The organism is Chitinivibrionales bacterium, from assembly GCA_014728215.1.
Lineage (GTDB): Bacteria > Fibrobacterota > Chitinivibrionia > Chitinivibrionales > WJKA01 > WJKA01.
On the sequence record WJLZ01000223.1, the window covers coordinates 1 to 12,654 of the forward strand.

The window sequence follows — 12,654 nt, forward strand, 5'->3', positions numbered from 1 at the left end:
GGGAACCGCATAGCGTTTCCCCCTGGTCTGAGTTCCCGATTACAATCGGGATCTCAGACGCACCCCCTCCAGCAAGGGCGGCCGCGCTATGTTGGGCGCCTGCGCACCCAACGCGTCGGCCCCCTCGCAACGCACCCCGCTGAGGAACTAAGAGGATAATCCGGATCATGCCGCAAATGGCTCGATTCGACATGCATGGATCGATAGTTTGGGTATGTGAGGATCAATTTCTTTTGCCGCCATTTCGGCTATAGTACAAAAGTTCGTCCGTCCCCGATTCTCTGACGGCAGTGAGCGAAAAACCATTTGCCTGATAATAAAAGGGATGGATAAACCGACCCTTTGTGTTTCCAGAGTGCTTAAACCCATTTCAAGCTTCGCCGCACCGCTTTCCGCCATCCCAGATACCACACATCAAACTGCTTTTTATCTCCCGACGGCACAAAAGTCTTCTCTATCGAGATTATTTCAGCAAAAGTTTGTTTATCCCAGAATCCGCAGGAGATGCCGGCCATTCCCGCTGCTCCGAGGGCCGTGGTTTCGGTAATAACCGGTTTGATAACGGGTATACCCAGAAGGTCTGCCTGGAATTGCATGAGGAAATCGTTATTCGACGCCCCGCCGTCGACACGAAGATTTTCGACCGGTGTACCGACGCCGTCGTTGAAAACTTCGATTACATCACGGACCTGATAGGCCATTGACTCAAGCGCTGCCCTGATCACCGTATTGCGATCGGACTTGCGGGACAAACCGATAATCAGCGCACGGGCGTCGGGCGCCCAGTATGGCGCGCCAAGCCCCTGGAACGCAGGAACAAAATAAACATTCTCGTTGTTTCCCGCTTTTTCCGCCGCGGCAGCCGTTTCACCGGCATTCTCTATCAATCCCAGATTTTCTTCAAGCCACTGCACCGATGCTCCCCCCATGAACAGGCTCCCCTCCAGCGCATACCGCACGCCTTCCCGGGTTTTCCAGGCAACAGTCGCAACCAGCTTGTCGGAATGGACAACCCGCCTTTCGGTATTCCTGAGAATAAATATCCCCGTCCCATAGGTCGACTTGACAATACTGCTGTCCCACCCGAGCCGGCCGAACAGCGACGCCTGCTGATCGCCGAGGACGCCGGTGATTGGAATTTCTCTGCCGGTTATTGCTGCATCGGTTACTCCGAACAGGGCGTCGGAATCCTTTACCTCCGGAAGTATCTCCCGGGGGATATTAAAAAGCTCAAGCAGCTCACTGTCCCATGTCAAATCATGGATCGTATAGAGCATGGTTCGCGAGGCGTTTGACGGATCGGTCACATGGACCTTTTTGCCGGTAAGGTTCCACAGGACCCAGGTGTCAGGAGTGCCGAAAAGCAGCGCCCCTCTCTTTGCCTCTTTTCGTTCGGGATCATACCTGTCGAGTATCCAGGCAATCTTTGTCGCCGAGAAATAGGGATCGATAAAAAGCCCTGTTTTCTCCTTTACCAGCTCCTTGGAGCCTGCTATACGACGGCACCAGTCGGCAGTCCGGCGGTCCTGCCAGACAATCGCATTCCCCAGGGGTTTGCCGGTCGCCCTGTTCCATACCACGGTCGTTTCCCGCTGGTTGGCGACGCCGATTGCCGCTACCGACTCCTTTCCCACCCGACCGACAACATCGGCGAGCGCCTCAACAGTTGCCGCATACAACTCTTCAGGATCATGCTCGACCCATCCCGACTCAGGAAAGTGCTGCCTGAATTTTTTATAGGCTTGAGCTACGATAACACCATTCTTACCAAATGCAACAGCACGATTGCCGGTTGTCCCGAGATCTAAAGCGATAATTACTTTTTTATGGTCCATATTCCCTCTTCTTTCATCTCTCTTCCTCTCCCCCGCCTCAACCTTCACACTCTCGGTCTTTTAAATACCCATCCAACCCGCTCCCATACGTTTGCAGTGTGCAAGGCCAGAAAATGGTATAAGGCTGTCGCCACTTCTGCGGTCATAAGGTATCCATAGGCCTTGTGGGGATTGAGGTTCCCATTGCACGTGTAGTTATTATAGACAATCTGATCGAAAGGGCGAACATTGTTACTGTTCTCGCAATAGTGGTTCCGGAGGTTGTAATTCAAACAGGTGCTGTCGTCGAGGTCTGAAAAATTGAGCCATTTGTACCTGATATTGTCGGGAGTCGGCAGCTTTGTTTCGACGCACTTATCGATACCCATATCGAGTTTAATTTTGTTCATAATAACAGGGAACCCCAGCGGCGAACCAATCGTAATAAATGTATGGACCGGCACATCACGCACCGCGCATCGAAGAACATCATAGGCGATAATCGATCCCATGGAGTGGGCGAGAACACAGATATTCTTTCCCTGATGTTTTCTGATCAGCGACGCCAGTTCATTGCAGATAAGCTCGCGGGCCGGGCGTCTGTTTCCAGAGGAATCTTCGAGTGATTTATGATAGTAAACGTCAAGTTCTATGAACATCCTGCGAAGAATAATATCCGAAATCGTATCGATATTCATGAACCCCGACTTCCCTGCAATAAGCCTGAGTATCTGTTGATTGAAACTGCCGGTTATTTTTTTCCCGAAATCATCAGGTTCCCGGGGCCCGAAACAGGTACATTTTACATAGGGCTCCCACAGATAACAAGGACTGTCGGTGTCATCGATTGAAGGGTCCTGGGGTTCGGGGTGCATGTGGTGCGCCCAGTAGGCCATTTCGAATTGGAAGGGCTTTCGGGGAAGGTCGATTATCCTGAATCCTTCTTTAATCGAATCTACCCACCATGTGGAAAGTAACTCTTTCGGCGGCTTGTTTCGAAGTCCATGAATTCCAATGATTACCGTATTCATATTCTTATGAATCCTTGAACTGCTCGCAAAGCCTGAGATCATCAGTCATAAGCGCATGAATATTGCTTTCTTTTTGGGACATATCGATTATCGACCGAACAACCGCGGGATCGTTTACCGTCCAGCATTGGACCGGAATATTGCATGCACTAATTTTGTGCGGCTCCTGTATTACAAATTTGAAATGGGGATGAATAAAATCGAGCGCCTGTTTAACAGAAGTCGAAAGCGCTTTCCAGCTCTCCCACCTGTCAAAAATGAAAGCATAGCGCAGCTCCAATCGCCTCGTTGCGGCAATAGCGGCATGTAATATCTCTCCGGAAAAACTGCTCACTGTGACGTCACCGGCAGGACGATATGATTCCAGGGCTTCAACCAGGAGAGGAATAAAGATCTCACGCTCCCAGGCGCCGGCTTTGATTTCAAAGCATATCCCGGTCCGGTGGTCCACCGTTTTCAGGACGTCATGTATATCCGGCAGGATACATTCCGGATTGTGGACCGATTTACGATATAATGTCCGCAGATGATCAAGAGAAATTGCGCCGATATCGACTTTCTTACCCGATGTATCGGCGATTGATGTATTGTGCATTATGGCAATTCTGTAATCGGCCGTCATCTGGATATCGCACTCAAAACCGATAAGTGTTTTATTGTTCTCCGGATGTCTGATCACCGCTTCAAAGGCTTCGATCGAATTTTCGGGATAGAGTGAGGAATATCCCCGGTGGGCGATGAATTTCATGCTCGTTTCCTTTCACTCAGCGCAAAAGGCGTCGAACGCGTAACCACGACCACCGCGCCGCTCTCCCGGGTATCGTCCAGTGCGGTATCACCTCGCCGGACCGGAAGTTTTATTTTCAGGGCATACAGTTTATTCAGGAGTTTCGGTATATCCTTTTTCAAAACAGGAGTTGCTGTCTTTACCGGCACACAGGGGTGATCAATCGATTCGGTCGGCACAACACAGGTTACAATCCGTTTTGGAGCAGAAGCTTCTTCGACGCCGTAGGTTTCTCCCCGCTTGCATTTATTCCCTTCAACCAGATACCCTCCGGCGCTTTTACGCACTGTCAACCGGCAACCGTTGGGGCAGACAATACAGATTGTGCTGAGTGTTTTATTCATTGTTTATCGTAATGAGAATTCTACCGAAGCATAAGGTGAAATCTTTTTCATGGTATCTTTTTTAAGACTGAGTGAAATCATCTCAGCGGGCCGCACATACCGAAGGGACTGCTTATGAACAATTGAATCTTTCTGTCGGATAATCAATTCCGCTTTGTCTTTTACTATCATCGAGCGCATATAAAAACGGGTTTCCCTTCCGGATTCGCATTGATTTGGTATAACATATTTCAGGTTTGCGCCCACCGCGACCGGGACCGTTTTGGCCTGTTGTTTTACTGCGCCTTTTTTCAGGTAGCCGGCGACACTCTTTCCGCATCGCTCCGACTCTTCGGTAACATAATCAACCAGATCGTGTACATGAAGCGCATTGCCGCAGGCAAAAACACCTTCAACATTGGTCTGATATCCCTGATCGACAATCGGCCCGCCGGTATCGGGATTGAGAACGACCTCCGCTTTTTGGGAGAGTTCATTCTCGGGAATCAATCCTACCGACAGAAGGACCGTATCACAGGGGATAGTGAACGCTTGTGATGAATCCGGCGCGCCATTGATTAGTGGTGAAATCTCAACACTGTCGACCCTGTCTTTCCCATTTATGTTCGTGACCCCATGGCTGAGATAAAGAGGAATATCAAAATCCTGAAGACACTGAACGATATTCCTGGTCAATCCTGAGGGGTATGGAAGGATTTCCACTACGCCGAGGACATTGGCGCCCACCCAGGTCATCCGTCGGGCCATGATCAGTCCGATATCACCGGAGCCGACAATCACCACTCTTTTCCCGGGTATGCAACCCTCGATATTGAGTAACCGCTGTGCCAGGCCGGCGGTAAATATTCCCGCCGCCCGCGTTCCCGGGATACCGATATTTCCCCGGTTTCGCTCTCTGCAGCCCATGGCCAGGACAATCGAACGAGTCTGCAGCAGGAGCACGCCGTGCCCGGCCGAATAGGCCGTAACCGTTTTGGCATCCGGCTTTGCGCTTATATCAACCGCTGTTGTTTCGAGGTATATATCAACAGGAAATGTTTTGAGGCGGCCAATAAACAATTCGGCATATTCCGGCCCGGTAAGCTCTTCGTTGAAATGGTGCAGACCGAAACCATTATGAATGCATTGCATGAGTATGCCGCCCGGATGGTTTTCCCGGTCCAGCACCGCAACCGAAAACCCCGCATCAGAAATCTCACACGCCGCAGCCATTCCCGCTGCCCCGGCGCCGATTATAATGGTATCGTAGAGTTTTTTTATTACCATTTTAGCTATTGAAATCTATATAATTACCAGCCTGGTCACGGCGTGTCATGCCGGACTCGCCTGTCCCGAACGTGATTCGAGGCCGGAATGACGGAGTACATAGGCATTTGATTTGGTAGCTCTCAATAAATATGAGATAAACAATTCCTCTTCAGTCCTTCTTTCCAATCTTCCCCACAATCTCAAAACTTCCACCTCCCCGTTTTGTAAATTCCCTTATGTCTTTTCCTGTTTCCCGCGCCAGAATTTTCAGGATCTTATAGGTGCAAAATCCGCCCTGGCACCGTCCCATCCCGGCGCGGGTATAGAATTTTATCCCATCAAGAGTGGTATGCCCCTTGCGAATCGCCTCAACAATCTCGGCTTCAGAGACCGTTTCACATCGACAGACAATCGAGCCGAACATCGGATTGGTATCGATTAATTGTGCCGCCTGTTCGGGTGACTGTTTTCGTACGGAAACCGTTTTTTCCAGGCGCGGATTGAACGAATCTTTTTCCGTCAATTTCAATCCGGCCTGTTTTAGCAGATCTTTGACATATTCGGCAATGGCCGGCGACGCCGTCAGGCCGGGAGACTGAACACCGGCAACCTGAATGAACCGCGGTCTTTTCTTTGAAATATCGATGTAAAAATCATTTCCTTTGAGTGCCGGACGCGTTCCTGCAAAGGAGGTGATAATATCTTTCCGCGACACCGAGGGCGTCATGTGTTTTGCCTGAGTAAAAACTTTTTCCAGGTTTTCGGCAGTTGTAGAGACATCGTCTTTTTCCTCAACCATCTCGGCGGTCGGCCCGATCATGGTTGTGCCCTCAACCGTGGGGATGACCAGGATGCCTTTAGAGTTTTTCGACGGCAGAGGGAATAGTACATGATTGGGAAAGGCCTCCGAATTCCGGTCTAAAAGGTACTCCTCACCTTTCCTTCCGTGAATACTGAACCGTTCTGCTTTAAAAAGACGCGAAACCTTATCGGCATGGAGCCCGGCGGCATTCACGACATATTTTGCTTTGACTCGCTGATTATTTTCGGAAATAAGCTCGTAATGGCCGGACTTCTCCTCTACAGCAATAACGTCAAATCCTGTTCGCAACTCCACGCCGTTCTGAGCGGCACATTCGGCAAGAGCAAAAACATAGCGGTACGGCTCGATTATTCCCCCCGAAGGGGCAAAGAGCGCACCAACAGCATCGGGATTGATATGGGGTTCGAGATACCGGAGACGCCGGGCATTGCAAACCTCCAACCCTTCAACACCATTGGCAATCCCCTGCCCATACAAATATTCGACAATGCTCATCTCCTCTTCAGAAAAGGCAACAACCAGGATACCAACCCGTTTGAACGGAAATCCAAGCTCATAATGGAGCTTTTCAAACATCAGATTACCCATAATCTCGAGCTTTGCTTTCAGGGTGTCTGCTTTATGATGAAATCCGCCATGAATAATGCCCGAATTGGCCTTGGAAACACCAAATCCCACATCAACGCATTTTTCAATAAGAATTGTCTTTATGTGGTATGCAGATAAGGCCCTGGCGATCGCCGTGCCGCAGACACCTGCCCCGATAATTGCAACATCGTGCGTTTTTGCGCCCATATAGTAATTATATCATAAATTTCGACGAATTACCGTAATAAAGCGCGTGTCAACAGGGACGTGGTCGTGATGGGTCATGCCGGGTACGATGAACACGGTTTCCGGGAATGCGGGAGTCCATGAGTGAGGTATCACGTATTCCAAAGGTCCCCTCAGGGGATCACGCCCCCTACCGCCGCGCGACTCCCGATGTCAAACGCTCCATAATCATGCCCTCGATTTCAACCGGCCGACGGGAGGGTTTGGCGGGAAAGGTGCGACGATTGAGGAGATAGCGTATCATGGAATGAAATATCGCGGCGTCGTTAAAGTTGTATGATGTCAGGCCCCGTTTGACCGAATCGTACCGGTCATCAAAACCGACAACAGATACCTGTCCGGGCACCTCAATCCCCTTTTCTTCACAGTAATGAAGTGCAGCCAGGGCTATTTCATCATTGGCGCACACCCATGCGGTAATATCGCTGTTTTTGGCGGCCTTTTCAAACAATTCGCCGGTTCGCATGTGAAGCTCTCCCCTGGAAAAAAGCTCATTGGGAATGAAATCGAGAAAATTGAAATCGGTCAGGCGAAGAAACTCTTTTGGCTTGCCCTTTTTCCACTCATTATAAAAGGCAAGCAGGGAATCGTATCCTGCTCTCCGGCAGGCCTCATCGGAATAAAATTCGTGAATGAGCGGAGGATTGTTGAAAACAAAGGGTACAACCTCACTGCCGTTATCGGCCGAATCGTAGACATCAACAAATCCCTTCAGACGGTTCTGAGACCAGGCCGAAGCATGAAAAGGAGATATGTAGGCGATTTTTCTATGACCCAGACCATAGAGATACCGGGCCATTTTGCGGGCAGGATGCGACGAAACGCGGGAACAGAAAATCTGAGCATTGACCGACGGTATCAACGGATTCAGTTTCCATCCTCCGATATCATCAAGAATTGCAATCGGTTTCTTGAAATGTCCCAAAGTCCTTAAGACACTATCCCACCCGGCGTCGGGAGCCTTCACAGGAACAAGATATCCGAGCGTGTTATCATCATCGGAATAGTCGGAAAACACATGAGTAGCATCCTCAAACCGTAATTCACCATCATCAAGAAAATATTTTACAACATCATACTGGATCCCGGCCTTTTTACATTCGACCTCAAAATAACGAATAAATTCTCCGGTAGTGTTGAACTCAACCGGACCTTCCACCATGGTAAAAAAGACAATCCGCACATTCGATTTTCCTGAAAACAACGGGGGTACCATAAAGGTTCTTTTACAGGGGACAATTACCCCCTCCGCACACAGTGAGTCAAGCGATTTTTTTAATGTCAAAAACGCAACGTTATAACGATTTTTTATCTCCTTATGAGAAGGGAATGGGTCACCGGGGGGATAGACGCCGTTGAGGATGTCTTTGCGTATCTGCTCACGCACCCTTTTCCAGGCATATTGCGATTCTTCTTTTGACGGGATTTCATTCGATTGCTCCTGATACTGAACACACTCCTCCGGATCAAACCGGTCTACACATACCCGTATTCTCTGACTCGGGAGCCCCTCCAGAACCCCCTGCTCTTTAAGTCTTTGCGTGGCCTTGCACATGGTTGTAATTGACACCTTGGCATCAGATGAGAGGGTCTTTATCGGAGGAAGATGGTGTATTTTGGTGAATTTTCCGGAATTTATCCCTCCAATAATGTATTCTATTGCACTCTGTACGCCTGGAGAAGTCCTTCTGGGCATTATTTCCGCCTGTTAGTGGAAAAAGAACCGATATTACAACTATTCTATCAATATAATGAATTGTTTAAACATTTTCCAGAATGAGGAATAGAATTTTGCCTTGTTCCCTCGAAAAAAATTGAACAGGTCATCAGGATGTGCGGTATCGATAATGTAATGGCCCTGGCCGCATAAAAAAGCCGGTTCAAACCGATAACAGTATCAACCGAGAAACTGCCTGATATCAAACCAGCGGGTCATCCTCCACACCAGAAAATAGCCGTATCTGCTGTGAATGTTGAATATCTGGTCTAACAAAAGATGCTGAAAGACCCCGGCGGTAACGCCAAGAATCCATGGGTTCCAACGGGAAAACCATGAAATGAGGAAAAGAAGAATGACAATTTCCCATCCGTGGAAAATAATGACAATTTTTTTATAGGCTGGTTCTTTAAAAGTCTCAAAAAATTTCTTGATATTAAAATCCCACCCATACTCACGGACATAATCGAGACAATGATCCAGATCGATAAGAAACCCCGACAAAAAAGATGCCACGCTGAGGGGAATTGACCTGAAAAGGGCATAAAGTCCACCTGATATTATCGCAGAAATGGTGAGATGGGTCGATAATTTCATGCTATTCCCTTAACCATTCAAGTGCGCTTTTTTCATCAGGAAACCACTTCAATTTACTCGTACCGCTTCCAAGGTTTACAAAGATGATCATTGCTTTCATTACCCCACCGACACCTCCAAGAACCGCAATCTTTTTCAAGCGGGGATCCTTGAGCAGATCCCGCGACTTTCTGCGGACTTTTGAGGACAATTTCCTTGCCATCGTGTCTCTGGCAAGTATTCGTATATTATCGGGATCAGGAAGTTTCTGTGCTGCATTACCGGTCTGTTCCACAAGCTCGTTAAAATCCGATTCGGTCATGGCAACAAAAATTTCCTGCCGGATCACCCGATTTTCTTCATCAAAAAAGGCCCTTACTCTCTCAGCCATGAAACATCCGCCTTAGTGGAATCAATTATTGAACCCGATAATTAAAATAATTCTCTGTTTATGTGCGTGCATAAATAGCCATTCATTGCAAGTAACGTATTGAGAATCAGATCAATTAGTGGTACAATTATAGCATGGTCATGTGTGGTTTTGCAGCATTGTTTGCATCAATCGACTGTCTTGTATGGTGAAAGGTACAACCAATTCTCGGCGACTGGAACCTAAATGAACGTTTTTATGCCGGATTACAAGTATGTAATCCACCCTAATAAGGGTATTCAGCTTACCCTCGATGAAAACCTCGATAAGTTTAATGTCGATCTTCTGAATATCGGCGACCTTCAGGCGCCCTCGGAACCCAGTGAAGTTCTGGCGGTTGTTTTTGACCTGGAAGGTTTCACCGATTTCACCAGACAGGTTGATCCACAGCTCGCTATTCCCAATTTCATTTCCGAATTTTTTTCCTGGCTTTTTACCAATATCAAAGAATGCATGATCGATAAACAGCAGGGAAACGTACTCTGGGCCGAACTGCCGTTCTTTTCGAAATTCACCGGCGACGGCGTTCTGTTTCTCTGGAAAATCGACATGAAAAAGATCATCGGTATCGACAGTAAACTCAGTTCCAAAAAACTCCAGGACCATCTCCAAAGATTTCTCTGTAATATCGTCGCCTCGCTTTATAACTTTTGTAAACGCTACCCGGTATTTCTGAAATCAATCAAGGGCAGGTATGTCGATCCCCCGCGGCAGCTTCGCTGCGGTATTGCCCGGGGCAATGTTTTTCCAATCGGCGCGGGAAAAGATTATGTGGGTCCCTGTATCAATATCGCCTCCAGGCTGCAGAAATTCAACGGCCTCTCCTTTGTATTTTCAGCCCGTGGGATCGACAAACGAGGATTCAACATCGATTTCGAAGAGGTTTTTGTTGAAAAACAGGTTGGTATTCGGGGAATCGGGACTCATGAACTGGTATATGTGGTCAAAGATGAGTTTGCCGGGCTTCCCGAGGAGCTGAAAGCCAATTTTTATGAAGTTTAAGTGGACAGGATATTGATGGAAATGTAGAATGGGGAAAGATTATGTGAAAAGAATTAGATTTGAGACGCCGACCTTTCCCAAGGGGCCGGCAGGAGAGAAACTATGATTTGAGATGCAAATCCGATGAATATCAACTCATTTTCTTTTTCCACTCGTTGTCGTTCCCGTTATCTCAAATCGAATCGTATTTGCATATAATTCATTATCGAACCCTGAACTTTCTATACAATGAGCAACGAAAGCACACAACCCTCACCAGCAACCGGCCATCAGCCCCTGATTCTGCTTTTTTCCTCCCGCCGGCGGATCAGAGACATCCTCACCGTGGGATTGAGTCAGTGCCGGTACCGGGTTATCCAGGCCACGAATTCACACGTAGCGCTACTGAAGGCGAATCAGTTTATTCCCGATCTTATTATCGGCGATATCAATGAGACCAATATCAAAGACATTCTTCTTATCAATCGCCTGCGTAACTCGGAACGGACCGCAAAAGTCGTTTTTCTGGCAATTTTGCCCGGAACCATCAAATCAAAACTCGAACAAAAGCTTACATTAAATGAAAATTCCGATACTCACACGGCGCTTCACCTGATAGAATTTCCCTTTGAATTCTCTGCTCTTCTTGCCATCATTTCGAAAATTCTTCGTCTGAGTGTACCATTAAATCCATCAAAACCCCGGGAAATTGCCGAAAAATGGGAGCAAACAGCGCATCTTGGGAAAAGCCTGTTCGAACCGACCCTTCCGACCGAGAAAAAACTGATACAGATAGATTCGGTCATTCATAAACAGTGGGCTTTTCCCTTTACCGTGATCAAAGCACTCGACATCATGGCCTCGGCTGCCGGATGTTGTCAGGAACTGGGGAAATGTATCGAAACCGACCTTTCGGCTTCGGCGGCAGTGCTTAAAGTCGCCAACACCGTTTATTATGCAAAACGGCAGGGAAAGTTTAACGATGTCACTGATGCTGTTGTACGACTCGGTTTCGAGGAGACCAGAAATCTTCTCTCCTGCCTCGCCCTGATCGATCTCTCTTCAAAGGTATACACCAAATCGGGCTTTTCCCGTCATGAATTCTGGCTCCATTCCCTTTCAACCGCGCTGATCTCCGAAAAACTATGTGCCGACTCCCGATTTAAACGACCGGAACTGGCCTTTGTCGCCGGTCTTCTTCACGACCTCGGCAAAATCCCCCTGGACAATAACTTCGAAAACGTTTTTCCTCTACTTTTAGAAAAGACAACGTCAAAAATACAGGCATTCTATGATACGGAAATGGACCTGATGAATTTTTCACATTCGGACCTCGCGCATTATCTTACGGGTAAATGGAATTTCCCGCCCTCTATCTCATCAGCCATCCTCAACCACCATAAGCCCGACAGGATCTGCAACACGCTGCCCCTTGCCGACAGGGTCATCCAGGAATCGGTGTATGTCGCGAACCTTTTGTCAAAAGCCCTCTGTATCGGCTACAGTTGCGACCAGGTGATGGCGGAAATACCTCGTCAAATGCTGAACGATCTTACTATTCCCAAAGGCGCGGACAAACAGTTTTTTGATGCGATCCTTGGCAAGTTGACACGGCTCGTTCACTACCTCAACATACCGGTCCGCAACATGAGCTATGAAGAGCCCCGGAAAGAAGCGCAGATAGGTGACATACTCTTTGTTCACGGCAATCACCCCGAATATCATCCGCTTATTGTCGCATTGACCCACAACGGTTATTCGGTCAAATATGCCCGTCAGGCAGGCCCGAAACTGGATGATAATGTCAAAACAGTCATCTCCATGCCCGAACCCGGCCGCCCCCTCGACGTTGTTCTTTACGACGACGACGAAGAAAAATCCTCAGGCGACCCGTCGGTCCTGAAAATTTTTATCACCGATGTCGATCCCGGAGAAACCACCGACAACGATTATACCGACAACAATGTCACATTTATCAACCAACGCAACCTCGATGTACGTCTGGTGCTTAACATTTTAGACCGGTTTTTCGGGAAGAGTATCGAGGGATAGTAAGAACGAGCGCACGA

General features: G+C 48.1%; 11 protein-coding genes. 2 read left to right on the forward strand and 9 right to left on the reverse strand.

Going from position 1 to position 12,654, the window contains the following annotated elements:
- Nucleotides 1-359: 359 nt before the first annotated feature.
- From glpK to GF401_20620, 9 genes are all read right to left on the reverse strand, one after another.
- A complete protein-coding gene (glpK, locus tag GF401_20580; protein ID MBD3347460.1) occupies nt 360-1,835 on the reverse strand; it encodes a glycerol kinase GlpK in 1,476 nt (491 codons plus the stop codon).
- Between the two features lie 44 nt (nt 1,836-1,879).
- Entirely contained in the window at nt 1,880-2,845 is a 966-nt protein-coding gene (locus tag GF401_20585; GenBank protein MBD3347461.1) for a hypothetical protein, read from the reverse strand.
- 4 nt (nt 2,846-2,849) lie between these two features.
- Nucleotides 2,850-3,593 carry a hypothetical protein gene (locus GF401_20590; protein MBD3347462.1) on the reverse strand — a complete coding sequence of 248 codons (744 nt, stop codon included), beginning with the start codon at nt 3,591-3,593 and terminating at the stop codon, nt 2,850-2,852.
- Nucleotides 3,590-3,976 (reverse strand): DUF1667 domain-containing protein, encoded by a 387-nt coding sequence (locus GF401_20595; protein ID MBD3347463.1) that lies wholly within the window; start codon nt 3,974-3,976, stop codon nt 3,590-3,592. Before GF401_20595 ends, GF401_20590 begins: the two co-directional genes overlap by 4 nt.
- Nucleotides 3,977-3,979: 3 nt before the next feature.
- Nucleotides 3,980-5,242 carry an NAD(P)-binding protein gene (locus tag GF401_20600; protein ID MBD3347464.1) on the reverse strand — a complete coding sequence of 421 codons (1,263 nt, stop codon included), beginning with the start codon at nt 5,240-5,242 and terminating at the stop codon, nt 3,980-3,982.
- A gap of 151 nt (nt 5,243-5,393) precedes the next feature.
- Nucleotides 5,394-6,842, reverse strand: coding sequence for an FAD-dependent oxidoreductase (locus GF401_20605; GenBank protein ID MBD3347465.1), 1,449 nt, complete (start codon nt 6,840-6,842; stop codon nt 5,394-5,396).
- A 169-nt stretch (nt 6,843-7,011) separates the two neighbouring features.
- Complete coding sequence (locus GF401_20610; protein ID MBD3347466.1) at nt 7,012-8,577, reverse strand: GntR family transcriptional regulator; 1,566 nt, start codon at nt 8,575-8,577, stop codon at nt 7,012-7,014.
- Nucleotides 8,578-8,778: 201 nt separating this feature from the next.
- On the reverse strand, nt 8,779-9,195 hold the full coding sequence (locus tag GF401_20615) for a hypothetical protein (protein MBD3347467.1): 417 nt from the start codon (nt 9,193-9,195) through the stop codon (nt 8,779-8,781).
- A gap of 1 nt (nt 9,196) precedes the next feature.
- Nucleotides 9,197-9,565 carry a hypothetical protein gene (locus GF401_20620; GenBank protein MBD3347468.1) on the reverse strand — a complete coding sequence of 123 codons (369 nt, stop codon included), beginning with the start codon at nt 9,563-9,565 and terminating at the stop codon, nt 9,197-9,199.
- Between the two features lie 225 nt (nt 9,566-9,790).
- On the opposite strand from GF401_20620, the gene GF401_20625 reads away from it, so the two are divergent.
- Nucleotides 9,791-10,606, forward strand: coding sequence for a hypothetical protein (locus GF401_20625; protein ID MBD3347469.1), 816 nt, complete (start codon nt 9,791-9,793; stop codon nt 10,604-10,606).
- Between the two features lie 228 nt (nt 10,607-10,834).
- On the forward strand, nt 10,835-12,637 hold the full coding sequence (locus GF401_20630; GenBank protein MBD3347470.1) for an HDOD domain-containing protein: 1,803 nt from the start codon (nt 10,835-10,837) through the stop codon (nt 12,635-12,637).
- Nucleotides 12,638-12,654 lie beyond the last annotated feature (17 nt).